Consider the following 26,860-nt stretch of genomic DNA (forward strand, 5'->3'; position numbering starts at 1 on the left):
GGCCGGTCCAGTGGCCGAAAAACGTGTGAGAGGTGTCCCGCTCGACAGAGCGGGACATACTAGCGGGATCAGTTTCGCCTGGAGGTTCTGCGCGCGGTACGTCGTGCCACACGACGACCGTCGTCGGCTTTGGCCTCAGTGAGTGAAAGACTTACTGGCAAAGTTGCAAGACTTAGCCCCGTAAGTCCCATCGACATGGGTGTTCGAAACTCAACAGAGCCTACAAGCATGGTGATCGCAAAAATCGTCACCACCACTGCGGTTTTCACTAATTTCATGGTCGTATCCTCTTCATTTAAAATCGTCAATTACTCTGGCTGTGACTGCATGGCGTCGAATGTGACTTCGGTATAGCCATCGGGCTTTTCGAGTGTGAAGCTGTCTCGATTTAGTTCAGGAGACAGGTTCCAGCTTGAAAAAGTCATCTCAAACTCTGGCTGCCCAGATATCCACCGTGAGGTGATCATATATTTGCAGGGCAAACCATCCGTTTCTCCAATCCACAAATGCCAATCGATATCTTCTGAGCGAAACGCAGTATAGTGGCAGCTCCGACCGTTGACTGGCATGAGCCCCAGATACTGTCCGCTGGTGACACCATCGAACATGCCTGCAGCGGCATCTTTATAGAACAAGTCACGGCCAGGCAGGTACGCGCCCATTTTTTCCGTCAACGCGTCCATCGCCGATTCAACGCTGGTGTCGTCCGGCATTTCAGCGATTGCAAAAACCTCGAGGTTTTTGCCTATGCCGTAAACATTTTCGCCGTCAAATGCAATTTTTTGGTCAACTATGGCACCGCTTCGGGAAAACACAAATCCATCTTCCCTGTTCAGAAGAATCTCTCCCTCGCGAAAGGCTCGAACTTTAAAACCGTCGTGAAGAACCGCTTCGTCGGCGATTGAAATATCAACTGCCATTGCATCTGCGGCAGACAATTTATCCAGTGATTCCTCTGCCATTGCTCTGGGGTCAGGCTGGGCATTCACAGCCATCACTGTCACCGAAGTACTCAACATGATCAGGGCTTGTTTTAGTTTGCGTCGCATGAGCATTTCCTCTTCTTTTTCCAACATTTAAGGTTATTACATGGTAGTCATTTTCGTCAGTCGTGCAGAAACTACATTGTGGGCGAATAATTACACGCTTACGCACCCTTGTGCTACAGCTCCCTTAAATTAGCCGCCAATTAAAATTTTGAGGAGCTGAGCGGCAGTGACAAGTTACCTTTTTTAGAACGAAGAATATACACGCCCGGTAGCTCGTTCCATTCGCCTACTGAAGTTAATTTGTCAGAACCGGTCAAGCCGTATGTCCTTTACCTTGCGGGGAGCGCAGCAGGCGTTGTGGTCAATATAGGCGCTTCGGAAAGAGCTTAAAAAACATATCCTGAAACCGCTGCCAAACGCTGAGACTGGGCTGCTTCGTGCGAATCTCATTGCCATTGCTCCAATAAATGGTACCTTCTTGATTGCGCTCCACACGCCAGCTATTGGCCGGCGTGACATCCCGCTCGATTACTTTGGCCAGTTGATTAGCAAGGCCCTCGCTGTCGATGACAGCGAACATTTCAGAATTAATAAGCGCCGAGCGTGGGTCGAAATTCGCCGACCCGATGACGGACAGGCGTCGGTCAATGACCATGGATTTAGAGTGGAGCCCCATCACGGCGGCGCTAACGGGCGCTGTGTCCACAATAGTGGGTTTTATCGCCGCGTCGTGGCGGGCCTCGTACAGCTTGACTCCCGCATCCAGCAGGGGCCCCCGCCACACTTTGTAATGACTGTTCACTGCGACCACATCCTGAGAAGCCAGGGAGTTGGTATGGACGGTTACGTCAACACCCCGCTCGTTGAGGTCTTCGAGCATTGCGATACCAGGGTAGTCAGGAATGAAATAGGCATTGGTAATCAGGAGCTCATTGTCGGTTTGTGGCAGAAGTTCGAACAAGGCCGTGAGCAAATCTGTGCTGATCCCATTAGTTGTCGGCTGATCGGTAATGACCTCGCTGCTCCCAAGGTGGAGCGAGGTCTCAAGCTGTCGCAGGGCGAGATCCCAATCCTTTGGCGCCAGGGAAAACGCTTCCAACTGGGTGGATTGCTCCAGGTTGGTCGCTAGCGCCTTGCGTAGAGCCGGATATTCAGCCCGCGCTTGGTTTCTTTTCGCTTCGCTAACAGGAATGGCCCAGCCGCTGTTCCAAAAAAGATCGAAGACAGCGCTGGTTTGGCGCGAAACGGGCCCGACACCTAACACGTCGATATCGCGGAAGTTCAGGTCTTCGCCCAGACCCATGTACTCATCGCCGATATTGCGTCCGCCCAAAATGACCGCGCGGTTATCGGCAATCAGTGACTTATTGTGCATCCGGTGGTTGAGCTGTGCGAAATTGGTAGCAAACTCTATACCCCAACCCACTGATTTCCGGTTCGCCGCGCTGTTAAACAAGCGAAAGCTAATATTTGGGTGCGCGCCCATGAGCTTGCCTAGGGTGTCACGAATCTCGCGCTGGCGTTTGCCAGAGGCCAGTGTGCCCATGTCGTCGATAATAATCCGGATGCGCACGCCACGGTCGGCGGCAGCGACTAGTCGGCTGGTCAGCAGCATGCCGGTATTGTCACTGTGATAGAGGTAGTACTGCAGATCGATCGTTTCGGTGGCCGAGTCGACCAAAGCCAGTCGCCAGCGCAGTGCCTCTTCGCTTCGATCTAGCAAGTAAAAACCCGAGATGTCGGTAGAAGAGACGCTGGCAAGACCAACCGGTGCGGTGTTTTGGACAATGCGCTTTTGAAAAGCCAGCTCGAGGTCGGCTAAGGGTCCTTCTTGAGCGGCGGGCAAGGCGGTTTCGGTTTCAGAGACCTCGAAGGGCGTTCGCACCTGAGTGCTGCAGCCCGCGAAGATCACAAGCATCAGCCAGACAGTGATACCGCGACAAGCGCACAGTCTTGCATGGGGTTTAGTCGGGCAGCTGATAGGCATCGAATTTTTCGCGAGACTTGATCAGATCCACATTGCGCTTGCCGTCCACGCGCTTCAGCAGTGCATCGATCCTTTTAAATCGGGCATACACCACGCCGTTTCGGTCACCGCGATAAAACTCACCTTTGACGGCCACTTCGGCCTTTTCACTGTCTACAAAGGCCATGGGTATGGTGAGTCGTCCCTCGGATAGCTGTATTTCGGCTTCACCCGTGAGGTCTTTCACAGTGATTAAATTGGAAACCCACTTTGGCGGGTCGTTTCGGTTTTCGATAAATGCCACGAGGGGGCGGGTATCACTTACGGTGAGCTCTGCTGTGGCAGCGAGGTCGATGGTCCGGGGAAATGACCCTTGAGCCGAGGTGAACTTGAGCGCCGCGGACCAATAGTTTCCGTCAAATTTTGATTGGTCGCCGTCGACCCTGAGATTAAACAAGCGGAGTGTTGAGTCACTGAAGTCGGCTTTAAGCTCGCTTGGTACGCCGCCGGCTATGTTGATATCGGCGTCAAGGTCGCCCTGAAAAGCCTGCTCATCAACTTCAATTGTTAGGTCGGTAGAGTCAAGTTGGATGGTGCCATCCATGTCTTGTGCACTAAAGACGATATCGGCATCAAGGCGTGTTGTGCCGCCGGCGAAGGAGAACGCGGTCTCGGCCGGCAAGTAGTAGTTGAACGTGGACATATCAATAAGCGTTGCGTCATCAATCACCAGTTTGAAGGTGCTGCCGGCGCGCCGCTGCCGTGCTTCTTCATCAGTCCATAGGTCTTTGAAGCTAAGGTCGGGGTCTGGAATGATGGAATTTGACCCGCTGTAGTTGAGCTGCAACATGTTGCCTCTTAGAAAAGGGTTGCTTGCACCGGTTCGCGAGGCGGTCAGGGTGTCGTAGCGAATGTCGAGCCCCATGGGTGTGTCGGCATCAGGCGGCGTGTGAATGAGAACCGTGCCCTGCCCGGCAACGCCAAGGTCGCGGATTGCTACCTCAAGATTGGCAGCTGTCGCTGTGAGCTGCGTGCCCGCTCTAACATGGCTATCTCGTATTGCAATGCGGCCGGTTACCTCCCCAGCGCCTGAGATATCGAGGTCTCCAAGGCCTGCGGTGAAGACCTTCATAAAGTCAAAACTGTCCACGTCGAGGTCGAGCTGCGCATCGATATAGCCATAGGGCAACATGCGACGGCCCTGGTTTTCTCGGAGGAGCAGCGGGGCAAAACCCAAAGCGCCAGTGGCCGTGCCACCGCTGAAGATCTCTGCATTGGAGTTGAAGTAGGCTGGACCGAGATTCAGATCGACGTTGTCCACGTTCAGCCAAAAATTGCCGCGCCGGGTCTCTATGTACATATCCCCCATCGCCGAACCGCTTCCTGCGCCTTGAAGGTTAAAAATCCAGAAGCGGTGGTCGCCGCTGGCCTGCATATTGCTGAGGTGAATTTTCCAGGGGCGCTTTTTTTTCAGGGGCTGTGTGTCAACCGGAACAATGTCTCGCCCTGTGATGGGGGGGAAATAGGCAATCTGTTTGCTGTAGTCGCGCTCGGCTTTGAGTCGGGGGCGCTGTCGATAGTCGACGTTTTCGACTTCGATGTCTGACAGGTAAACATGCTTCAGTACAAGAGGCAGCAGAGCGATCGAGCCTGATCCTGATTCCGCGTGGACCTCCCACTGCTGGCTGCGGGTCTGACCGTTGGCAGCGATTCCTTGTGCGTGAACCCGGAAAGGGTAAAAGCTCCAGGCACGCTCCCAGGAAACCTGAAATTTCTCGGGACGAATTTTATTGACCAGGGTTTGCGTTACGGTGAGCTGCAAAGCGCCATTGATGATCAGCAAGTACGCAAGCTGGGCAACAACAACAAGGGTCAATAGTCGCGTGATAATAAGTTTTGCGGTACTCAATGTTTACCTCTCCCAGAGTGTAGCTAAGAGTTGCTGACCTTCAGATTTTCTCCGGGTGCCAACTACAGGCATTTAACCTCATTGCGCCCCACTTGAATAGCTCAATTAGTGTCAGTGTAAGTACAGGAAAAATAAAAAGGCTGTTGTGAGCAGATGCCCTAATGAATGCGAGTTACGCGGCCTTAAAATACCGCGGGTGGTCGGTCTATCTCATCAAATGTCTGCCTATATCGGTCATTCTGCACTTCATATTCGTTCATCTTAGAAGGAGCGTTCAAAGTAGTCCTAGCCATGAGGTTCTTAGTGGCTTCCCTGCTGATTGAATGCTGTTGAACTGGACTCCTTCCCGGCGAAAAGAGGCAGCGTGGCGGGTGGCGCCTTGGTTGGAGGTACCAGGCAGGGGCTTCCTGTTCCCCCTTGACTCCCGCCTATGACTCTTGCCAAAAAATCGGATGCACTAACCTATAGAAAGCCTATAAGAATCAATAATATGGTGGGCCCAGAGGGACTCGAACGGCAGCGGCCGCCGAGTCGTCGGACCGCCGTCTTCGGCCTGCCGATTATGAGTAGAGGGTAGAGTCGAGAAGTACTCCAGTAAGCCGAAGAAAAGTAAACGGTTTTTTTTAGTCGGGCAGGACATCATTGCTAAAACCGAGGCTATGCCGAACCTGAAGTGAGCCCGCTGGCGGGATTCATTGACGTAAGCTGAAGAGTTTTAGGCAATTTTCCAGACCGAACTTCCGAAACGTGGCCGAACGATTGATTCGGTCTAGATCAGCATCTGGTTAGGGCTGGGCACTATCGTTATCAATGGATAAGCGCGTCTGGAGAACGGGGTAGGGTGGCGGCTTGATACGCCTAGCCTCAATTGCTGTGGATTCCATGACCTACCTTGTCAATACTTATGTAAGAGCTATCTCAGGCGCTTTTCTATCAGAAAATCAAGTAACGCACGGGCCTTGGCTGGCACATGCCGTGAAGTGGTAACCGCGTAGAACTCCCAGGGTTCCAACGACCACTCAGGTAGTACACGTTGAAGTTGTCGTTTCTCCACGAAATCGTTGACGACCCAGTTGTGCCACACGGCAATCCCCATATCCTCCAAGCACAGCTTTTGCAGGGACATGAAATTGGCCACGCTGAAGCGTGCGCTGGGCAGAACCGTTTCAACCTTTCCACTTGCCGTATGTACAAGATTCCATTCGGGAATTCTGAGGTGTCGCAATGCTTCATGGTTACTTAAATCAGCCGGAGTATTGGGCTCGCCGCAGTCTTTAAGGTATGCAGGCGTTGCATACAGGGCGAGTTCCTCAAGTCGAATGATTCGCCGAGCGACAAGGTCTTCCTGCGGAATTGGTCCCATAACGAAAGCGATGTCTACATCTTTTTCCAGTGGGCTGGGCACGTCTGAAACGATATCCAGTTCAATCGTAATATCGGGAAAGCGTAGGCTGAAAGCGGGCAAAAGGGGAATAATCCACTCGTTTGCGGGAACGACATTTGCAACGAGGCGCAGTAAGCCGCTGGGCGAAGTTCGTAAGTCGGTCAGCTGTTCACGGGCGAGCCTGGCATACTCTATAATACGTTCGCAGTTATCGAAGTAGAGCTTACCGGCATCAGTCAAGCTCACGCTACGCGTGCTACGTTCAAACAGGCGAAGCCCCACGTCCTTCTCCAACTCGGCGATACGTCTGGACACGGTGGAGTTGGGAATCTCGAGGTTCTCCGCAGCCCCGCGGAAGCTCTTTTTCCGCGCTACCTCCACGAATATTTGCATACTTCGGAATAGATCCATCCCTCTATTATCCTGTTTATGAAGCAATTGACTAGCAGTGGCGCGCGCTAATTGATTGTTATAGTCCACGAGCGTTCTTCTCTCTAAGCAGATTCGGATGACCAGAATATTCTTTAATCACATCAAACACGCCGAGATATTGGACCCAGAGCAGGACGTTGTCGATTGCTCCTCTGGTTATCAAACTAGCCGCTAATGTAGGTGCTTGTTAGCCCCAATATGGGTAGTGAGCCGAAAAGGTTCAGCGCTACTCTCAGCTATCTGCGCAAGGGGTACCGTGATCGAGCAGTAAAAAGCGTGAGTAGGCGGGTGAGTGGTTTGACGGAAAATCAATGAGCCCAGTTGTAGCGCTACGATGAAACTACTGTGCGCATTCTGGGTGCGAAGCCATTGTGCGCTAACAACCCGGTGGCAGATCCTCACATGCCTGCCCCTGCCCCGGTGAGATGGTGCTGGGGGTTTGATCGGGGTTTGCCACCAGGGGGCAGTTATCTATGGAGTCACCGACACGGTCGCCGTCGGTGTCGTGCTCGAAATCCAGCGTGCTTACAAGTGATTCCATGGCTTCGAGACTTTCCGTGGAGCCGTTCTTGAGGTAGGCGTCAAAGAACGACCCGATGTAGTGAGACATCTGGCTATGGAAGCCTTCACCCAGAATACCGTCACGCCAGGCAAAATGGCCCGCCCCGTCGAATACCTGAACGTATCTGGCGGGCCAGGTCTGGTCGTAAGTGCCATTCGACTGTATCAACTGAGGTGTGATTGCGATGTCCCGCGTGCCCCCCTGGTAAAGCGTCTGGTCGTTTGTCATGCCTCCGACACGGTCTTGTACCAGATAGGGTCTGTGCCATGGTGAGAGAGCTGCCACGGTGCGGATCTCATCGCGAGTCCATGTGCTCCAGGCGCCCGCGAGACCCATGCAGGTGTAACCGCCCATCGAGTACCCCATGCAACCGACTCGCTCGAAGTCTTCTACATACTGCGCATAGTTACTATAGGGCAGTGCATCGAGCACTGCGTGGATGTCGTCGCGGCGATCGCTATTTGTCAGGTCGGTCCAGTTACTGGGATCACTCCACGCGACATCTGGTGTCGTGCTGCCTGAGATACAGTCTTCATGTTTCGGGGCGACGACGATAAAACCTCTGTCAGCTAGGGCACTCAAAATGCCGTCGTTGCTCCCAGGGCAGCCGCCCATGCCGTGTGAGAATATGACTAACGGGTAAGTTCCCTCTCCTGCCCGTCGGATCTCGACCTCCACGCTACCGATGGTATCTGTCGTGAGAACGTCTGCTAAGACGGTTACTGCGGGGCATAGCGCGAGGAACAGGGCCAAGCCAGCTGTTCTCGATCTTGCTAACCTGGCAGTTCGCTTACGTGCAGCTGCTAGAGCAGCCGGGACAATGCCCTGTAACTTGAAAGAACATTTCATATGCAAGGTCTTTTGTCTTTGTATCGAGCTGAGCATGACATAGCAAGGCTGCCATGGCGATGCTGCCGGGGAAAGCTGTTTTTTCGAACAGTGTGCTCCAGAAGTGGAGCAATTTAGAATGTGGATACTGACAAGTTAACGGGCCCAAACTGATAGCATCGGTGGCTGCACACCTATGAGTGCCACCGATTCGGGCTCGCCGCCCCACCCGATATCATTGCCTGCACCGTCTGGCTCCACTATGGATTTAATCCCAGCCACCGGGATGTCGAAGGTCTCCTGGCCAAACGCGGGATTACAGTGAGAAGGTTTACCGAAACTCTGCCCGCTCTGCGCAGGCCTATCAAGATTCAAGATCATGAACCCCAAGGGGGTGCGGCGGGTTAATGTGGCCTTTGTATCCCAGAGGCCCGGTATAGGGTCGGTATTGTAAGAGTGTGGAAACATCCATTTCATCAGTCCTTGCAGTTGCTCTGTCTTTGGCAACGGCAAGGGTTCGACTAACCGATAAAAAGTCGGACGCTGTCTTCTATAGAAAGCCTAAAAGAATCAATAAGGTGGTGAGTCCAGAAGGACTCGAACGGCAGCGGCCGCCGAGTCGTCGGACCGCCGTCTTCGACCTGCCGATTATGAGTAGAGGGTACAGTCAGAACGTACGCCATTAAGCCGAAGACAAGTAACGAATTTTTTTGTGGGACAGGGCATCACTGCTGAAACCGAGCCTATGCCGAACCTGGAGTGGGCCGGCTGGCGGGATTGATTGAAGTAAGCTGAAGAGGGTTAAGCAATTTTCAAGACCGAACTTCCGAACCGGAGCCGACGGCTAACCCGTTGATCTAGCGAGTGAAATAGTAATTCGCCATCCACACCTAGAGATGCAAATTTCTTGGCTCTAGGAACGTTAACTTGCCAGAATCAAGACGAGAGTTATATTTTGACATAAATAGTGTCATAATATGACAGCAGCGCAAATTGACAGTGGGAAAACTGATCCAGAGGATGCCAATGTGAAGAAGTGGGTGTTACGAATTGCAATGACATTCGTCGTTCTGGTTATAGCCGGTTTTTGGCAGTTATTTTTTTCCTCGAGACCAGAGCTGATGACCGATCCGGCAGTTCTGGCCGGCGATGGCAGTTCCATCGACTACTGTGAATTGCCTGTGCTGGATGGTAGCCGCAAGACCGCGGTTGAAATTCCAAAGGCTAATACCCCGGGTTGTGCTTATGATCATTTCCCGCTCCCCATTTTGGCTCAATGTAGCGAGCCTCTGGCGGAGGGTGCGGTGGATATTCGAGGGCTCTGGAGGGCGATTGAAGGCAAGGGCGTCAACCCTAAGATTGGCCATGTAGAGCGCATTGAACAGTGTGGCGCCCGTACGGTAGTAACCAGTTCTGGTATTATTCATGACAAAGGGCCCAATAGTACGGCTGGTGTAAACTCTAACGATACCGAGGGAGCCGTGCTTTTTACCATTGGCGACAAGGAGTATTGCCCTCGTACTTCTGCGAATGTGTATTGGAATAACGGTGTACTGGATTTTCGCGTCTTTGGCTGGGGGCCAGTGGTTGTGAAACGCTACCTCCACGCGGGGCCGGACGGTGAGCAGTTGGTGTGGGAGTACGCCAATGGAAGTGTGACGTATATGGATCGCATTTGTACGCTTCCCGAGGAGAAGAAAATCCCTGAAAAGCGCGGCCTCCGCCTCAAACTTTTTTAGGGCCATCACGGGAGTTTTAAATGACCGGTTTGATTTTGGCGATAGCGTCGCTACTGTTTGTCCTGGCGACATGGAAAAGATGGCTGAAAACCGCGCTTCGCCAGGCGGTACCTGATCGTCTGGTGGGCTTTGCCCTGTCTATGACGGCTGGGCTAGGGTTGGCAATCGCTGCATTTTTTAGTGAGCCTGGTGTAATAGGCGGCTCACTCGCTGCTGTTGCAGCGTTCATGAGTCTGTTCTGGTTGTTGGCCACGGCAGCGGGGAAGCAAAAAACCGGGGCACCAAAAATTGTTGTAGGTCAGCCGTTGCCCGCCTATACCGCACTGAATGAAGATGGCTCCTCGTTCGATAGCCAGTCACTGGCCGGCGCTCCCTATTTACTCAAATTTTTTCGCGGCCACTGGTGACCCTACTGTGTAGCCGAGCTTAAACGCTGGCAAGAGCTTCGGTCGGAGCTCAAAACCCCACTACAAATGGTGACAGTTTGTGCTGACTCACCCGAAGAGCTACGCAAGGGTAAAAGCAAGCACGGGCTTGAAGCGATCATGCTGTCCGATAAGGCGTTGATTGCCACCGACGCCCTGGGTCTCCGTAACATTGGCGCAAAAAGCGCGCCCCGTCCGGTACCGGTGCCCACTTCAGTGCTCGTTGATGCGCTGGGGGTCGTGCTGTGGATTGATCAGTCAGAGCATTACACCGATCGCAGTGATCGAGAGTTTGTTCTGTCCGCGCTTAAGGAACACTTTGGCATCTAGAAGAAAGGCCCTGCGGGGTACTGACAAGTTAACTTAGATTCGCTCCAAATGTGGCAACCACACACCAAAATCTCGGGAAATTACAGGCCAATTTGGGGGCCAATGACATATTTCTGGTCAGTCTAGGCCCGATTGTGTAGCGCCAGCCCGTGACCTCGAGTTAACTTGTCAGTACCCTTTGCAGCTCACCGTGACGCAAACCCTGGTCAATAAAATTCGTCCCGAGAAATTTCAGGTTTCCTGGGAGCGTGCCTGGAGCTTTTACCCTTTCCGGGTTCACGCACAAGGAATCGCTGCCAACGGTCAGACCCGCAGCCAGCAGTGGGAGGTCCACGCGGAATCAGGATCAGGCTCGATCGCTCTGCTGCCTCTTGTACTGAAGCATGTTTACCTGTCAGACATCGAAGTCGAAAACGTCGACTATCGACAGCGCCCCCGACTCAAAGCCGAGCGCGACTACAGCAAACAGATTGCCTATTTCCCCCCCATCACAGGGCGAGACATTGTTCCGGTTGACACACAGCCCCTGAAAAAAAGCGCCCCTGGAAAATTCACCTCGCCAGTGAGTCTTTCACTCAATGAGGCCAAAGCAGACGACAGTCGTCGTGTGGCACGACGTACCGCGCGCAGAACCTCCAGGCGAAACTGATCCCGCTAGTATGTCCGGCTCTGTCGAGCGGGGCAGCTCTCATACGTTTTTCGGGTACTGCCAAGGTGGTACTGACAACTTAACTCGCCGAAATAGTCGATACCGTTAGTTCGTCAGTACCCTAATTTTATCTTCAGAGAGTGCGCTCACTGGGTAGTGGACGATATCTGGCAGAGCGCACAGACGCAGAGTTTCTGCAGCAATATTCTCCCCGCACAACGTCACTCAAATCTAGTGAATCGTTTATGCTGAGTCGGTACCCCGACCGTATTTTCGTCTATACTCAATGTTACCCTCTACAAAAAGAGAGACAACAGATGTTCCGATTGATCTGGCAAATTTACACGACCGGAATTGTGATATTTTTCTTGGTATTCTTGCTAGCTGAAGAGCAGCCCTTCGGCCCAGCCTTAATCAACGCGATTTTTTGGCCCGCCGGCGTCTACAATACCTATATTTCCGTCGGCTGAATCCTTTTTTGGGTGCTGACAAGTTAACTCGCCGGAATTGGTAGAATCTGGCGATTAATATCTACAAACGCCACCGATTCCGGCTAGGCGCCCCTACCTGATATCATCTTCTACGCCGTCTGGCTCTGCTACCGATTCAACCTAAGCCATCGTGACATCGAAGATCTCCTAGCTGAGCGTGGCATCATCGTCACGCGAGAAGCAGTCTGTCTCTGGTGCATCAAGTTCGGAGCCATTTATACACGTCCTTTGAAATGAAAGCACCGAGGCTACGGAGATACCTTTTATATTGATGAAGTCTTCGTCAAGTGCCTGATTACCCCGAACCCCGATCCGATGTATATCGATGATGATGGAGTGGGTGATCACTATGCGGCGATTGGCTGCTAGACGATTTGACCGGTACTGACCAGTTGACTCGCTGACTGAGTAGAAAATCGAGCGCGGGCTATCAGACCGCTGACCTGCTTCACGCATCAGGCGCTCTCACTTTCAGATTCCGCTTGTGTTGCGCACTGATCAAGTGGCGGCCCGAACTGAAAAGATAGCAGACCCACAGGGAACAGGAAGCCCTATCGGGCGCGAGCCGCTAGCGGCTGTATGTATTGATCCTTGCATTCGATCAACTTGCCCAGCTCAACTTATCAGTATCCGGTTTCTTGCCAAGCCTCCCATTTACATCGCTTAGACCTGCTATGTGCAATGTGTTCTGCGTCAAGATAATGGTGGGATCTGCTCGTTTTCGTTTCGCCGAGTCCGAATTCCAGCTTCTGGTACCGGCCTGATGCCAGCCACGTTCCGCACAATCTGTCCCATACTGACAGGCAGCTACCGAGGTTCTTGCCATGGTGTTGCGATAAAGCGCTGTGGTGGATCTGATGTTGTGCGGGGCTAATGAAAAGGCGCTCAAGGGTGCCAAAGCCCAGCCAGATCGGAGTGTGGCGCAGGTTTGCACCGAAAAAATTGAAAAGAAAACCGAGGCAATCGACGCCTAGAATATCGATACCGTTGAGGCGGCTCTTGAAGAGATAGAGGAAAACACCACTGACCAGGCTGAACACCAAAAAGCCACGAAAAAAATAGGCGCAGGATTCCAGCGGGTGAACCCGGTGCACTGTGAGTGGCGTCAGATTCGTTGCGCTGTGGTGTGTGCGATGAAAACGCCACAGAAAGGGAATACGATGAAAAGCAGCATGCAACGAGAAACGACTCAAGTCTTCCATCAAAAAGAAAATCACTGTGTACGCAATACCCACCACGAGGGTTGACCCCGGCAAAACGGGGGCATCACCCAATTGTGTTTGCAGCACCGAGCCAACAACAACGGCACCTGCCAGATGGCTGCCCAACAGTGGAACCAGTAGCAAAACATGCAAGGTGTGGTTGATCAGCAACAAGCTGACGTCGGTCGTATTGGAGCGATGTAACCAATAACGCCGAGAGAACAGTGAAGAGAGTTGTCGGCGCAACTCGAACTGCCCGCGGCGCCAGGTCACGGCGAGCGAGGCCATAAGAAGAGAGCTAAACAGGAACATCCAGAACAGGCGCTTGCTTGGATCAGTGGGCGCCTGCAGTGGTGTGAGTATCAGGTCTGTCAGCTCGAGCATAGCGGCGGGGCCAATGCCCTAGAAAGTGTACCTGATCCGGGCCCTGTAGACCCGCGGACTGGTGGGTCGCGCGCCAAAGGGTCGCCAGGAAACAATGGCTTTTTCGTCTGTGGCGTTATCAACGTTCAATTGCACTAGCCAGGTGTCGTTGGGCCGCCATAAAAGCGATAAATCCAGCGTTGTGTATTCATCTGTATGAACTGCGTCGTCAATGCTGCCCCGGCCCGCCCGATCTCGCATTTTGTCCTGATAGTTGACCGCCGCAAAAGCTTCCCATTGCGCAGCTTGAGCACCTACCTGCAGTCGTCCTACGTTTTCGGGCAGATAAGGCAGTTCGTCACCTTGTCTGACATTACCCCATTGGGAAAAACTGGATTCGAAGGAATTCTGAAAGGAGGATTCCGTGTAGGTATAGGTGAGATTGACAGGGAACTGAATTGCGCCTCCTGCGTTCGCAACGTATTGTCCATAAACCTCAACGCCGGCAACTTGTACCTCGCCACCGTTAAATTCCTCACCCACCTCGCAGCCACTTTCACTGGCCCGACAACGACCGATCAGGTTTTTGTAGTCACTGAAAAAACCAATCACCTCGACATTAATTTCCTCCTTGTTGAAGCGGAGACCGTATTCGTAGTTGATGGCCTCCTCGGGATCGACGTTACTATCGGCGGATGCTCCGGCCGGAGAGTAACCCTTGTTTACGCCCACGAGGAAGCCGAGGTGGTCGGTGTACTGCCAAAACGCACCAGCTCCGGGGGCAAAGTAATCTTGAGACTTGCTGGATTTACTCCCTGCAAGATCATCCTTGAAATCGCTGTCTATGAATTCGTACCGCAGCCCGGCGTTAAACTTCCAGTTCTTCCAGCTGACCGTATCGTGGATATACGTGGCTACAGCGTCGGTCTCGGCCTTGTTGAGAACCTTATTGCCGCGGTCGATTCCATCGCTAACTAATTCGACATCTTGCATTAAATAGCTGCGAGTAAAGTGGTCCCTGTTAATGGAGTCACGATGCAACCGCAAGCCCGCTTCCAGTTGGTGTTGTATCGCTCCCTGATCTATCAAGGAGTCAACAGAAAACTGAATACCCTCCGAGTCATAGTCCCGGTCATTATCGGTGACATCGAGAGTCTCGCTATCAGATGTATTAGAGTCGATCTCTCCCCGGATAATGCCTAATTGACGGGGGAACAACTGCGGCTGGGTGAGTATGTTTGATAACCCTGCACCAGCGATAAAACCATTCAATTTATTCCAGGAGCGCTCGTAGTGATTCCAGTAAATCTGAGTGCCTACCGTCAGTGCCTCCGACAAATAGAGCGTATGGTCAAAGTGTGCCTGAATATGCTCAGAGTCGAAATTGTCCAGCTGACTGGACGCATATCGCCGCAACGGATCTCTATCGAAGTCTTCATCAGTGAGGCCTAGGTAGGTCTCATCGGAATTTTCATCAGCGTAACCCAGTTTGAGTGTAAACCGCTGGTCAAACCCCAGCAGGTCCTGGGGAGCCCATTGCAGCTTCGCGTTGATGTCGTTGCGGGTAAAACCGGTATCACCGCCACCATCCAGATCCTTGAAACCGTCACTTCCGTAACGTAGTCCCTCGACCCAGTAACCGAAGTCACCGAGCCTGTCCCCAAAGAATGCATGATATTTCTCATAGCCGTCCGTGCCCACACCGAGATCGACAAAGCCAGTCCGCTCCTCTGGCACCGGTGGTGTCACCAGGTTGATGGCACCACCCACGTTATTTGGGCCAATCTTGATCGTTGCCGGACCCTTGACCACCTCGACTGCACGCATACGGCTGATGTTGGGTATGTAGTAGGCGGCGGGGGCAGAATAAGGCGCGGGGGTAATCAATACGCCGTCCTCCAGTAGCGTGATTTTCTGGCTGCGCTCACTGGTGACGCCACGCAAGCCAATGTTAGGGCGTAAACCGAAGCCATCCTCCTGACGGATATAAACCCCCGGTAGCGTTGAAAGCACCTTGTTGAGATCGGGGTAGTCGAATTCTTCTAGTTGGGCCTCGTCCAGTAGGTACGCGGACCCGGAAAGGGTGCGGATCGCGTCTTTACCGCCAGTGACCAACACCTCTTCCATAGGGGGAGAGGTGCTGTTTGCCGGGTTATCGGCTGCGGTGCTTGTCATACTGAGCAGGCTCAAAAGCCCACACACGGCAGGGTTTGCTAATTGTCTTTTCACGAGAAAATATCCCTTTAATCGTTATCGGTCTGTGCCCGGTCTGGCAGGTCAACATTGATCGCTGCAACAAAGCCCACCTTGAGGTCGTCAGTCAGCGCCTTTATGTGGCCTAAAAGGTTGCAGGCTGGAAATTCACCGACGAAGTCCGGGTTAGCAAACGCGTTGATACACTCTGTCTCCTGCGCTGAGGTATCCAATGCGGCTGCCTGGGTGACCAGCGAATCGTTGCTGTTATCGATGACGGCGACTGCGATTGCCGTATGGTCTGTGAATCGGCGGTTTAATTCAGGCATGCCCGCCGCGTCAATCAGATCGTCAAAACCAAGTCCGTCGGCACCAGTCATCAAAGTGCCGAATGCCAACAGGTTGGCTCGAATGCCCGCTAAAGAGTATTCCCGATAAGGCGACTCCACTGCATCAGGACACGAAATGCCAGGACAGCCATCGTTGATGCCTATGGGTACGCCAAGTTTCCGATCCTTTACGTCCAGATCAAGATAAAAGAGTGCGTCTGATAGCGCGGTCAGGCTATCACTTACGTTAGCCGGATCAACAAAACGGCTTCTGTAATCGCCGCTGGTGCTTGACCAGGCGTCATGAAGTGTCTCTGCGGCGTCGGCAATATCCTGTGCAATAGTGATCGCATAGTCGCAACGCAAACGTTTCTTTTCATCATCTGGCCGGGCATCCCAATCAGCTGTTTCAGCAATCTGGCTGGGGCAGTGATGATTGAGATCCTCGCTGAACAGCAGGTATTCAACAGCGCCAATACCCCGTTGCACGACGGTTTTGCTGCTAATACTGAACGATGAATCCTCGCTTGCCTGAACGAGCGCTTGGTCCACACCGCACAAACTGAGCTCGCCTGCCGCGCTTGAATTGAGTCGGTAGGTCAGTGAGCTGTTATTGTCCAGTGCCGGGCCAAAGAGGTGCATCTCTGTTGCTTGAACAGCATCCATAAGATTCTCCCATTGTGACCCCGCAGACTCCCGCGCAGCAGATTCCTCTGTGCTTGCGATACTTTCGCAGTAGCTCGCTATCGATCCGGATGAAGTGCCTAGCGGAGCGGCAAGTTCTGCGACGGCAGCATAATTTGGAAGAATAATATTGTCTGCGTAATTGACAAACATCGAAGTGAAATCGAAGTTATCTCCAGTTGCAGGTTGGCTATCCGACCCGCCGGTTCCGCTATCTACGCAGGCAGCGAGAGTAAGCGACAAGGCCAGTGGGATCACCGGTAGTCTCAGGTATTCAGGCATATCTCGTTTTTCACCTCTAGTAATGCAAAAAAGGCGCTGATGCGCCTTGCTGTTCGCTCTCTGTAAACTGTAATTACCAAACAAGAGCCGCCCTGTTTGAGCGGCCCTTGGAAAGTCAGTTACCAGTTAGCGACATTCTCACTGTCGAATGCATATGCTCTCTCGAGAATATCTCTGGCGGCGAGAAGGTCTGCTCGATAGGCGTCCTTCGCTTCGGAGGCTGACAAGGCGCCGCCGAAGAGGCTGCCGTTTTGTGTGCCATCGGCAAGCACGGGGGCTTCGCCCATTAAGCTCAGTACTTCCTTAAGGTCGTTCACGTTCGCGCCAACATCGGTGCCGTTTACCGCACCGGTGCGGAACGGCGAATAGGGGCTAAACTGTAAGCCCAGAGCAAATCCTTTCATTTCCGCCCAGTGCTTGGCCAGAGTGAGAAAATTGTCGAGATCGGAAAAATCCTCATTCACGAAATTGTCCATATCGCCCAATGTGTCATTGATGTAGTGCACGACGGTCGCAGCGATACACTTTTCCCAGGTCTGCGCCGCGATAACGATTTGTGCGTTCAAAGCTGCGGAAGCCTCGGCGCTGAGGCTGCCGGGAGATGACTCGGTAGCGCCGTTAGCGGCGTTTTGCAGGATTTCGCGGCCCAGGACGAACGCATTGAACACCTCTGTTGTATAGTCGGTGGGGTTACTATTTTCTGCTGTCCCCAAGTCGCGTTTCGCGCAGTTGGTTGAATTAGCGAAGTTGAATTCGCTGCGCAGGTCGATGGCCCCATCAGACACAACGCTGTCTTGATAGGCGGGGTCTTTGATAACAGCATCGCCCTGCTCGGTATAGTTTCGTGCAGCACCGAAGTAACCGAAGGCCTCGTCAAAGTCGTGAGCGCCCTCCGTGTAGCTCTTACCCTCTGCAAGGGTCAAGTTAGCGTCGGAGCCATAATCAATGCTCATATAGTCAGCGGTACCCTGCGAAAAAGTGAGTGCACCCAGGGTAAACTTCTGGATAAGCTGACGGAGGTCTAGCCCCTCTTCCGTGACGGTGGGCGTGCCAATATTGGCGGTGCCACCGGCAATCGCGATGGAATCAGTGGTGTCAGCCGTTTCCTCCGCTAAGATTCGTAAATATTCGTTCAACAGGTCTGCGGGCGTGGAAAAGCCTGTCCAGCCGAAAAACTCTCCCCCGAGTATGTGGTCTTCCTTATCGTTACCCGCAAACTTGCTAATGATGTCTTTTCCACTGGAGATCGCGCCGGGCACAATAGTCTCGCTAGGGGCATCGTCATCATTAACAATGATCGACTCACCGCCGGATAAAGCGAAATTAGGCGGATAGCTTGCATCGCGAATATCCGGGTCGAGCGAGATGTAAAAGTTCAGGTCTGTGACAACATCACTGGGCACTGTCGCAGCGTTGCGTTCAAGCCCAAGCATGGCACTCACCAGGTCGCTGACCAAAACCTGACGGGCACTTTGTCCGGTATAGGAGACGGTGCTTGCACCGCTGTCGTCTTCAAACGCGTATGTTGCAGGCAGGGCATCACAGGCGTCCCCCACACCGTCGACATCAGCATCGGCCTGGTCTTCATTGCTATCGTCAACGCAGTTATCGTTTTCATCCGCCACGCCATCACCATCGGTATCCGGCGCAGTAATATTGCTGCCAAGACCGCCGCCACCACCACCACCACCACCGCAGGCAGCCAGTGTCAGAGTGCCCAGTATTACTGTGAGAGCTAATAAGTATCTGAATAACATAATAAAATCCTGATATAGAATGTGTTAAGCGGGCTTCATCGGCACTTATCCGGGAATGGCACCGCACTAAGTAGCAATTACTGCAATCATAATCGTAATGATAATGATTATTATTCTAATTGTAGATTGTCGGAAAAGTCAACTGCATTCCGCCAAGTCGCGATCGGTGAGCTGGTGGTGCCCTTTGGCGTGATACCAGCTGAAGATAAAAACCCAGAGATAGGGGTGTCGGGGGGACGATACGCTCCCTATCGTCCCTTCTTCAGGGGCGAGAACCATTGATCGGGAGAGAGTTCCATGGCCTGTGAACTAGCGGGAAAAATCAGATTCATTCAGGAATCCAGCACCTTAGCGTTGAACTAGCCACTCGTGCCAGCGGCCTTTAGGGGGTCTGTTCCGCGAGACGCCCCTTATTGGCGTCGTCGGTACAACGGGGTACTGCAATGTATTTGGCGATAGCTGTCAGATCGAAACAAAGACCACACCACTCATACAAAGTGTTACCTTCAAGATTCCCTAGCCATCGAGGGAATGTCCGGGCTCAACCCCTTCCGGCAGCGACTGTTCCCCCGGTATTGTGCGGCAAATCCTGAAGCGACCTGTACTGTGATACCCAGTTACGCCTGCTGCGACCGGAGTGCGTGCAGCATACCGTGAGCCGAGCGGAATGGGATGGGGTTTGAGAAGGAACAGCATAAGCTGCTAATCGCCTCAGCCCTTTTATATTACGGTGCTATTACCGTCAGCGAGCGTCCATAGAAACGCAGTAAAAATGAGTAAAACAGTGTGCCCAGAAGGGCTCGAACGGCAGCAGTCGACCGTCAGTTTATTTTTCAATATCCGATTTAACAGTGATTTCGCGCAACGCACTATCAAGGTTAGGAATAAATGGCTGTTGAGTGTAACCCCTACTGCGAACGCTACGAATTACTCCGGATAGCGGATAAAAGCGCTTACTAAGAAGCGTTGAATAGAAGGTCAATCGCATGCAAAAACCACGCCTTTCTTATACACGCCTCCTGGCATATATCTTACTACTGGTCTTCGCCTTAAACGCGAACGTCGGTTTAGCCTCAGACCTACCCGAAACAGTAGCGCCAGCTCATGACTTCAAGTTAACTTATCAGTACCAACTCACCTGTTGCTGATCGGCCTGTCATGCGCCATGCTCACGTTTGAGATGATGGCGGTTGAGAGGAATGTAAAGTGCAGAAGCGCTCACTATGCCGGGTCTGTGTAGCCCTCTGTCCGGTCAAGGTCGAAATTGACGCCGCGGGGGTGCCCGTATCGGCCAAGGGAGATAAGGACAACAGTCATTCTGAGGGATTCTTCTGCGCCAAGGGGAAGTACTATCCCGCGATGCACCGTAGTGACACACGTTTCCTGCATTCTCAGAAACGCATGCCTGACGGTGAACTGGCCGCCATCTCCTCACAAGCTGCGATAGAGGAGGTCGCGGAAAAAATACAGGCCATCATCGATCAGCACGGTCCCCGGGCGGTGGCGATTTATTCGGGGACGTTACATTACCAGGCGTCATCGACAGCCGCGATGGCTTCGGCCTGGTGTAACGCGCTGGGCCTCAAGATGCTCTTCAGCAGCGGAACGATTGACCAACCTGGCAAGCAGGTGGCCGCCGCTGCGCACGGCCATTGGCTGGGTGGTTACTTCCCCTTCGATGAATGCGATGCCTGGCTGATGTTGGGCAGTAACCCGCTGGTGGCTATCTCCGGCGGGATTCCTCACGCCAATCCCGGACGACGCCTGAAACGTGCCCAGAAACACGGTTTGAAACTTGTCGTCGTCGATCCCCGGCGCACCGAGACTGCCAGGCAGGCTGCGCTGCATATCCAGCCACGGCCCGGGACAGACCCGGCCATTCTCGCTGGGATAATTCGCGAGATTGTTGACCGGGACCTGTGTGACCGTGAGTTCCTGGACCGACATGTCGATGGCTTTGAGCGCCTATGCGCATACGTGAAGCCCTATACCCCGGAGCGGGTAGCTGCAATTGCGGATATCCCGCCGCAGCAGGTAACCGAGGCGGCCCAGTTGTTCGCCGCTGCGGACAAGGCTGTTTGCACTGCAGCAACCGGCGCGAATATGTCCGGCTGGAGTAATATCAACGAGTACCTTGTGCTTTGTCTAAATACTGTTTGCGGCGTCTATCGGCAAGAGGGCGACAAGGTGAGCAACCATGGTGTACTGACGACTCGCAGGGAGTTCAAGGCCCAGGCAATACCCCCTTACCCCATCGCCGGTTACGGTAAGCCGCTGCGGATCCGGGATTACTCGCCGGCGGTTTGCGGCCTGCCCACCTCTGCGTTGGCGGACGAGATCCTGCTGCAAGGCGAAGGCCAGGTGAAGGCGCTGATTACTATTGGCGGTAATCCAATGACGGCCTGGCCGGACCAGGAAAAGACGTTTGCAGCATTGAGTTCGCTGGAGTTGCTGGTTGCTGTGGAACCGCGCCAGACACCCACAACCCAACTGGCGGATTATGTTCTCGCCCCCAAGCTGGCCTTCGAAAAACCGGAGACGACACTGTCCACGGAAAACTTACTCAGCGTTGGACCTGCATTCGGCTATACCGAACCCTACGGACAATATGTTCCTGCAATAGTTGATCCGCCCAAAGGATCAGACCTGTTGGAGGACTGGGAGTTTTTCTATGGTATGGCACAACAGATGGTTCTTCAGCTCACCGTGCGTGCCGGAATCTTTCCTATCGTGGGTGTACAAACGCCGGAGACGGAAGTGGACATGGTGAATAAGCCCGATAGCGAACAGGTCCTTGACTTGGTGACCAAGGGTTCCTGGGTGCCTTTGCAGGCGCTGCGCGACGATCCCGAAAAAATACTCTTCCCCGAAGACGTCACGGTAACGGCCGCAGATGCAGGATGGCAGGCACGGCTGGATGTCGGTAACGAGGAACTGCTTGAAGATCTTGAGTCGTTCGGGCGGGGCGACAAGTATGCCCGCGAAGGCTTTGACTACCGCTTAATCAGTCGACGTATACCCAATTCGTTCAATTCCTGCGGCACAGATACAGATGGCTTACGCGATCGTTACATGGGAAACCCCGCATTTATGCACCCGCAGGATATGTTAGATAAAGGCCTGGAGCGGGGCGATGTCGTAATCATTCAGTCGCCGCACAATGAGGTGGAAGCGGTCGCATGGCCCGATAAGGACCTCCGCCGGGGATTGGTGTCACTGAGCCATGGCTGGGGAGAAAACCCGGATGGCCAGGGAGACGTAAGGCGAGTAGGCGCTAATTCGGGACGGCTGATGAGCGTTGAGGTTGATTGCGACCGCTTCTCGGGCATCCCACTAATGAGTGCGCTGCCTGTGAAGATATTGCCCCGATAGAGAGGATCGCGCATAAGGCCGCGAGAGGCAGTACGCCCCCTTGAGGTTCAATAGTGATACGTAAGCAGGGAACAATAAAATCCTGGAATGACCAGAAGGCCTTTGGCTTCATTCGGCCGACTGATAGCGAAAAAGGCTACTGACAAGCTAACTTATTTTTTCTCGAAAAGTGGAGTTTTAGAATTCATTGCACGCAATATATAACCTTAAAGTGGCAGCTGGCGACTCGATTGCCAGCGCCAAGGGCCGAGTTGTGTCGGCTCAGCCCATGACCTTAAGTAAAATTGTCAGTATCGTGGCTTGAGACATTCCGACCCGACTCCTAAGGGTTCAAGCAATTAACTTGTCAGTGCCGAAAACAAGACACGATAGAAGCTGAAGGTTGCACTGGCGGCGAGTGACTTCGCCCCCAGCGCCCTGCAGCTTCTCGTCTGTTTTACTCGTGGCATTCACCCTTGTCGCAGTACTCGCAACTGGTTGTCCCGATGCAGCTGGCGCTAGGGTTCATTGGGCGGAGGCGGGGTTGGAGGCGAGGGAGTCGAACAGTCGCTCGATGGCAGGGGTACCTTGAAAGTATAGCTGGCTGTGATTGGGTTGGTGGTGGTTTCGATTGAACAACTGCAGCCAGAATCGTTGCACATCCCGGTTGGGCCATTTTCATCTGATCCGGGCGCGCTGAAGGGCCCAGGCCAGAGACGGCTCGTACTCGTGGCTAAGTCAACACTCCAGTTGACCGTAATAGGATAATGGGTGGCATTGCCGTAAATCCCAGGGTAGGTCCCATTTTCACCAACCACCCACTGCACGCTTTGCGCAACACCGGACATACTCCCAGAAGGCTTTTGTCCGTCTGACGGATCACCGACGTCATAGTCGACACATAACCCCTTCGTGTCGGTCATTTGAACGGTTGATATACAAGTTCCAGCCTTTTTTCCTGTGTCGTCGGTGCAATACGCGTAATCGGTGTACCTGCCCTCGTTGCCGGTAATGCCCGCTTTCACGAGCAGCGGCGGAACGGAAACCGTTGTCTTCTCGCTCCAGGTCACACCCACCTGCAACCCCGCGGCCGGCCCCTTTCCTGAAATATTGACGTTGCCGCCGAGACTGAAAGCGAAGCCCGTTGAATAACTTGACGCTGTGCCCTGGGTTGCTGAGGGCGCTGCATTAGCCTGGTCCGTCTTGATTCCTGCGGGCGGCACGAATGAGACGCTGTACTGCTTCGGGTAGTTCATATAGCGACAGAGACGCAGATCATATTTATTGAAAGGAACGTCTGAGGCTATTGCTATGCCGCCATCACAATAATCATCGGTATCTTTCCAGTCCTCTACAAGGCATTGCTCGCCGTCACAGTTGGCGAGGTATAGCTCGCCCTCTCTTGCGCTTGCAGACTGCCACTTGGCGTCTGAGGCTGTCCAATCCCCTGATGACGTGACCAGATACATATCGTATGGCTTCGGCATGCTCTGGTTGCTTTCGCAAATATGGGCCGCGTAAAAATTGACCGTGGTGCTGTAATTGCCAGACGTTGTCGACGTAAGGAACGTCGTCTGCAGGGAAACCTGGGCCAGGTCTGTATTTTGCTCACTCATAATTGGCGCCGATTCATTGTTTTGTAGAGGCGCCCGTTTCAAGTCCTCCACTAAAATGGTGTACGCCCGAGCGTATGCGCGCTCGTCCGCGCCTGCATCTTGTGCTGTACTTGGCGAGGCTCTGACATTCTGCAACACGCGAGAGACCGGATTACTCTTTTCCATGCGCGTTATGTACGCCATATGAATCGGATGAGTGGTCGATGTGTAGGCTGCACCTGCGCCCAATAGCTCATGCAAGGCTTCCACATCGATGGTACTCGGGCTGATGATGGCCAGGGTTTGTCCAGCCTCATAGGACGCTTTAATCGCGTCTTTTTCCTGCTCCGTGAGGGCGTCTACCGGGTCGAGCACCCCGGGCGCAATCATCATGGGTGTCAGTTGCGGATTATAGTCAGGCGAAAAGGGCACGACGACCAGGTCACTGCGCACCGCTTCTATGGTGGCGTTATTGTAGTTGCCGATGAGCTGAACGACCTCATACTCACCGGACTGGGACTGCGCACTGTCGCTGCAGCCGCTGGCAATGAAAGAAATGATTAATACGCCCAATAGGAGTGAAAATCGGTTCACAAGATAAGACATGAAAAACCTCTTTTTCTGGCGCCGAAATGTAGATTAGTAAAAATGAAAAAGCTGTCGTGACGAAATAAACTTATCAGCGTGCATCAAAGTATAGTTTAAATGAGCGGCTTGTCGACAGTAAATCTCATATGTGTGTCGGCTTCATAAACGAACTGGCCGAACTTGATGACCAAGGGACGAAATGGTGGTTGCACCAAAGGCAACCCGAATGAACATCCCTAGAGATAAATACTTCAAACTCCCGTTCGGTATAACGAAGCGCTTCTAATTGACAGTGTTACCGATGAACAGCAGGTCAGCGCGTCTCTCCGGTCGCTAGAGCGGCAGCTGGCACGGGCATGTTGGCTTGCAGATATGAAATTACATCCGCCTGCGGAACGTTTGGAAAGAACTCTGTCTCGCCTCCCGGAGGCCAGATCATCCTTTCGCTCCAACCCCAAACGGCGGTCCCAATAAAATAAGGATCATTTTCCATCCCGGCGGCCTTCATTTCTTCCACTGCGATTTGTACATACTCTAGCTGGCTGTGGCCACTGTCACCGATTTGCAGACCGATACCCAGATTGTCGTTGCCCTCAATACCCTCAAACTCGTGCGCCGAGGCGGCGGCCGGTATTGCGAACTGATAGTAAACCTGATGCCGGGAGGCCATTGTCATCGTTTCCTGAATCTTCTCTTGAACGAGAGTCCGGTATTCGGCCGGCGTATTGACTTGCCCGCCTTGCTTGCTTCCCAAATCGTAGCCTGATATGACGACATAGCCGTTGCCGTGGCTGTTAAGCACCGCGGCAAACGCGGCGCTCACGCGCTCTGGAAAAGTGAAAACCGACCAGGAAATTCCATGAGGCCGATTTTTGGTGACGCACTGGATTTGCTTACGCGTATCCTCATCCAGAGGATCTCCGGGATTGGTAACGTTGGCCCCGGCAAACGTTTTGGCAAGGCGCGTGTAGTAGTGAATCTGCCCGGGTTGCGTGAAGTCAAAGGGCTCCAGATCAAATTGCACACCGGCGATTTTGCCATCGGCGCAGTACATTTTGGCCACTTTGTCCGCAAGCTCGTAAGCCTCGTTTTGCGGGAGCCGGTTCAAAGCGTTGAGGTAGTCAATCGTGCCGTTATTCGCCGCATCGGAATCCAGACGGCCATCCACAATCGGGATGATCACCGACTCGGTACCCATCTGCTCGGCGGCGTTATCCATCTCCGCCTCCCAGCGCGCGGCGGACTCCATCCCGGTGGCACCGAAATCTGCGAGCGTATTGTTTTTGTCAAACGGTACGGGGCCGTACAAGACGACCGTGTTGGAATTGTCGCAGACGTCTCCCGGGGCAGATTCGCCCGATCCGCGGCAATAAAGCTCAGGCCCGCCGCCATAGGAAAAAATCTGATTTATTTTCTTGCGCGCATCCGCTTCGGTGTTCCAGGCAATCAGCTCGTCTGAGAAGAGCGCGGCCTGCGTGTAGGGCTCTCTGTTGGGGTCGCTCGAAGTCCACAGGGGGAATATCGCGTCATAAAGCCATGAGCCGTTGCCGATTTGAATCGGGGTGTCAGCAATCCACGTGTTGAGTGCTATTTCGCCGGCGGGCGGGGGCGGCGTTGCGCAATCATCAACGTTGGTCATACGGACCGAGGTGGCAAGCCCGTCATAAGCTGAGTCACCGGACGCAGAGCTCAGGTTTATGCTAAAAGTCCGGTCGCCATCGCAGACGCCGTCGTATTGCCCGGTTACCTCTACAACTTGTGCGATGTTCCAGTCGCTTGTGGTAAAACTCAGCGCTGAACCGCCTGTTATCGTGCCCTCTCCGCTGTCAGAGATGCCGGCGGTGATGGTCACACTCGAACTTGGCGCAGAGTTTAGCATCACGCTCACCTGTCCCAAGCCCCCGGCCTCCGAAGTGTCTGTGAGCTTGTCGGCGCTGATCGCGCCCGGTGCTCTGTCTGCGTCGCAGGTGAGGCAAATGCCGTTCAGAGTGAAATCTTTCACATAGGCAATGCTTCGCTGCTGCTTCCAAAAAGATCCGTAAAGCTCCGCCGTGTCCGAACTCGGGGTGAAGGTGAAGCCGATTTCGGTCCAGTCCGTGAAGGCTCCTCCGTTTTCGCCATAGCCGTTCGCGCCGATATAAACATGCATATTGCTGTCATCAGATTTTATTTTGGCGGTGATGGTGTTGAGTTGTCCTGCGTTGACGGACACACTTCGCAGCTCTGCGCGGTTGACATCAACGCCGGAGCCGTCCCCTAAAGCAATTTGGTTGCCTTCTCCGACGATGTTGACCACACCTTTAGTCATAGTCCAGGAATAAAGCTGTTCGGCGTAAGCCGCGCCAGACAAAAAGAAACAGCACACGACACGGGTCGCGCTCATCGTGAAAGCGTGTGCGGATAGTTGAAGCATAAATATTCTCCAATTTGGGGCGGAGGTTCACTTACGCTTCAGACTAGTATCAGATTCAATAGTTCAATGAGTCGCCGATAAAGAATGGTGCTAAGCATAGGACAAATAAACGGCCTGCTGGGAGTGGATTTCCTCACTGATACTGCCAACTGAACTGTAGAACTTCTCGAAATATCCGCCTATGGGCCTGAGAGTACTGACAAGTTAACTTAGATTCGCTCCAAATGTGGAAACCACAAACTAAAATCTCGTGAAATTACAGCCCAATGTGGGAGCCAATGACATATTTCTGGTCAGTCTAGGCTCGATTGTGTAGCGCCAGCCCGTGACCTCGAGTTAACTTGTCAGTATCAATTTCACTCCCGAAATAGCAATTTGCAGGTGGTGACCAGCTTATCG

At 53.2% G+C, this 26,860-nt stretch carries 16 protein-coding genes and 2 pseudogenes; 6 read left to right on the top strand and 12 right to left on the bottom strand.

What is annotated here, in order from left to right; genetic code table 11:
* Window positions 1-68: 68 nt before the first annotated feature.
* The 6 genes from EYC82_RS16175 to EYC82_RS16200 all read right to left on the bottom strand — a co-directional run bounded on the left by EYC82_RS16175 (window position 69) and on the right by EYC82_RS16200 (window position 8,127).
* Entirely contained in the window at window positions 69-278 is a 210-nt protein-coding gene (locus EYC82_RS16175; RefSeq protein WP_279250580.1) for a hypothetical protein, read from the bottom strand.
* A 30-nt stretch (window positions 279-308) separates the two neighbouring features.
* Window positions 309-1,049 carry a DUF2092 domain-containing protein gene (locus EYC82_RS16180; RefSeq protein ID WP_279250581.1) on the bottom strand — a complete coding sequence of 247 codons (741 nt, stop codon included), beginning with the start codon at window positions 1,047-1,049 and terminating at the stop codon, window positions 309-311.
* Window positions 1,050-1,350: 301 nt separating this feature from the next.
* Window positions 1,351-2,907, bottom strand: a complete 1,557-nt coding sequence (locus tag EYC82_RS16185; protein WP_279250582.1) for a phospholipase D family protein — start codon at window positions 2,905-2,907, stop codon at window positions 1,351-1,353.
* 46 nt (window positions 2,908-2,953) lie between these two features.
* Complete coding sequence (locus EYC82_RS16190) at window positions 2,954-4,864, bottom strand: hypothetical protein (RefSeq protein ID WP_279250583.1); 1,911 nt, start codon at window positions 4,862-4,864, stop codon at window positions 2,954-2,956.
* Window positions 4,865-5,777: 913 nt separating this feature from the next.
* Window positions 5,778-6,659 (bottom strand): LysR family transcriptional regulator, encoded by an 882-nt coding sequence (locus tag EYC82_RS16195; protein WP_279250584.1) that lies wholly within the window; start codon window positions 6,657-6,659, stop codon window positions 5,778-5,780.
* A gap of 397 nt (window positions 6,660-7,056) precedes the next feature.
* Window positions 7,057-8,127 carry an alpha/beta hydrolase gene (locus EYC82_RS16200; RefSeq protein WP_341475065.1) on the bottom strand — a complete coding sequence of 357 codons (1,071 nt, stop codon included), beginning with the start codon at window positions 8,125-8,127 and terminating at the stop codon, window positions 7,057-7,059.
* Between the two features lie 920 nt (window positions 8,128-9,047).
* Here EYC82_RS16200 and EYC82_RS16210 point away from each other — a divergent pair.
* The 5 genes and pseudogenes from EYC82_RS16210 to EYC82_RS18215 form a co-directional block, all read left to right on the top strand.
* A complete protein-coding gene (locus tag EYC82_RS16210) occupies window positions 9,048-9,809 on the top strand; it encodes a hypothetical protein (protein ID WP_279250586.1) in 762 nt (253 codons plus the stop codon).
* A 20-nt stretch (window positions 9,810-9,829) separates the two neighbouring features.
* Window positions 9,830-10,216, top strand: coding sequence for a hypothetical protein (locus EYC82_RS16215; protein WP_279250587.1), 387 nt, complete (start codon window positions 9,830-9,832; stop codon window positions 10,214-10,216).
* Between the two features lie 12 nt (window positions 10,217-10,228).
* Window positions 10,229-10,564, top strand: a pseudogene (locus EYC82_RS16220) (peroxiredoxin family protein); the annotation flags it as partial.
* Window positions 10,565-10,754: 190 nt separating this feature from the next.
* A complete protein-coding gene (locus EYC82_RS16225; protein ID WP_279250588.1) occupies window positions 10,755-11,213 on the top strand; it encodes a hypothetical protein in 459 nt (152 codons plus the stop codon).
* 523 nt (window positions 11,214-11,736) lie between these two features.
* A pseudogene (locus tag EYC82_RS18215) lies at window positions 11,737-11,938 on the top strand (IS6 family transposase); the annotation flags it as partial.
* Between the two features lie 389 nt (window positions 11,939-12,327).
* Here the strand turns inward: EYC82_RS18215 and EYC82_RS16230 are convergent.
* The 4 genes from EYC82_RS16230 to EYC82_RS16245 form a co-directional block, all read right to left on the bottom strand.
* A complete protein-coding gene (locus EYC82_RS16230; RefSeq protein WP_279250589.1) occupies window positions 12,328-13,290 on the bottom strand; it encodes a sterol desaturase family protein in 963 nt (320 codons plus the stop codon).
* A gap of 18 nt (window positions 13,291-13,308) precedes the next feature.
* Window positions 13,309-15,498: a TonB-dependent receptor family protein gene (locus EYC82_RS16235; RefSeq protein ID WP_279250590.1), complete on the bottom strand. Its 2,190-nt coding sequence runs from the start codon at window positions 15,496-15,498 to the stop codon at window positions 13,309-13,311.
* A gap of 14 nt (window positions 15,499-15,512) precedes the next feature.
* A complete protein-coding gene (locus EYC82_RS16240; protein WP_279250591.1) occupies window positions 15,513-16,757 on the bottom strand; it encodes an imelysin family protein in 1,245 nt (414 codons plus the stop codon).
* Between the two features lie 119 nt (window positions 16,758-16,876).
* Window positions 16,877-18,514 (bottom strand): DUF4856 domain-containing protein, encoded by a 1,638-nt coding sequence (locus tag EYC82_RS16245; protein WP_279250592.1) that lies wholly within the window; start codon window positions 18,512-18,514, stop codon window positions 16,877-16,879.
* A 1,206-nt stretch (window positions 18,515-19,720) separates the two neighbouring features.
* On the opposite strand from EYC82_RS16245, the gene EYC82_RS16250 reads away from it, so the two are divergent.
* Window positions 19,721-21,886: a molybdopterin-containing oxidoreductase family protein gene (locus EYC82_RS16250; protein WP_279250593.1), complete on the top strand. Its 2,166-nt coding sequence runs from the start codon at window positions 19,721-19,723 to the stop codon at window positions 21,884-21,886.
* 497 nt (window positions 21,887-22,383) lie between these two features.
* On the opposite strand, the gene EYC82_RS16255 is transcribed toward EYC82_RS16250, so the two are convergent.
* Complete coding sequence (locus EYC82_RS16255; RefSeq protein ID WP_279250594.1) at window positions 22,384-24,066, bottom strand: hypothetical protein; 1,683 nt, start codon at window positions 24,064-24,066, stop codon at window positions 22,384-22,386.
* A gap of 295 nt (window positions 24,067-24,361) precedes the next feature.
* The gene (locus EYC82_RS16260) at window positions 24,362-26,461 is read right to left on the bottom strand and encodes a hypothetical protein (RefSeq protein WP_279250595.1); all 2,100 of its coding nucleotides are present in this window, start codon (window positions 26,459-26,461) and stop codon (window positions 24,362-24,364) included.
* Between the last annotated feature and the right edge of the window lie 399 nt (window positions 26,462-26,860).

It is taken from the genome of Candidatus Marimicrobium litorale, from assembly GCF_026262645.1.
GTDB lineage: Bacteria > Pseudomonadota > Gammaproteobacteria > Pseudomonadales > Halieaceae > Marimicrobium > Marimicrobium litorale.

Bases quoted from the DNA above. Each gene is read 5' to 3' on its own strand.
- EYC82_RS16240 (WP_279250591.1), bottom strand. From the start codon at position 16,757: ATGCCTGAATACCTGAGACTACCGGTGATCCCACTGGCCTTGTCGCTT.
- EYC82_RS16195 (WP_279250584.1), bottom strand. From the start codon at position 6,659: ATGGATCTATTCCGAAGTATGCAAATATTCGTGGAGGTAGCGCGGAAA.
- EYC82_RS16210 (WP_279250586.1), top strand. From the start codon at position 9,048: ATGACAGCAGCGCAAATTGACAGTGGGAAAACTGATCCAGAGGATGCC.
- EYC82_RS16230 (WP_279250589.1), bottom strand. From the start codon at position 13,290: ATGCTCGAGCTGACAGACCTGATACTCACACCACTGCAGGCGCCCACT.
- EYC82_RS16215 (WP_279250587.1), top strand. From the start codon at position 9,830: ATGACCGGTTTGATTTTGGCGATAGCGTCGCTACTGTTTGTCCTGGCG.
- EYC82_RS16200 (WP_341475065.1), bottom strand. From the start codon at position 8,127: ATGCTCAGCTCGATACAAAGACAAAAGACCTTGCATATGAAATGTTCT.
- EYC82_RS16185 (WP_279250582.1), bottom strand. From the start codon at position 2,907: ATGCTTGTGATCTTCGCGGGCTGCAGCACTCAGGTGCGAACGCCCTTC.
- EYC82_RS16175 (WP_279250580.1), bottom strand. From the start codon at position 278: ATGAAATTAGTGAAAACCGCAGTGGTGGTGACGATTTTTGCGATCACC.
- EYC82_RS16245 (WP_279250592.1), bottom strand. From the start codon at position 18,514: ATGTTATTCAGATACTTATTAGCTCTCACAGTAATACTGGGCACTCTG.
- EYC82_RS16180 (WP_279250581.1), bottom strand. From the start codon at position 1,049: ATGCGACGCAAACTAAAACAAGCCCTGATCATGTTGAGTACTTCGGTG.
- EYC82_RS16255 (WP_279250594.1), bottom strand. From the start codon at position 24,066: ATGTCTTATCTTGTGAACCGATTTTCACTCCTATTGGGCGTATTAATC.
- EYC82_RS16260 (WP_279250595.1), bottom strand. From the start codon at position 26,461: ATGCTTCAACTATCCGCACACGCTTTCACGATGAGCGCGACCCGTGTC.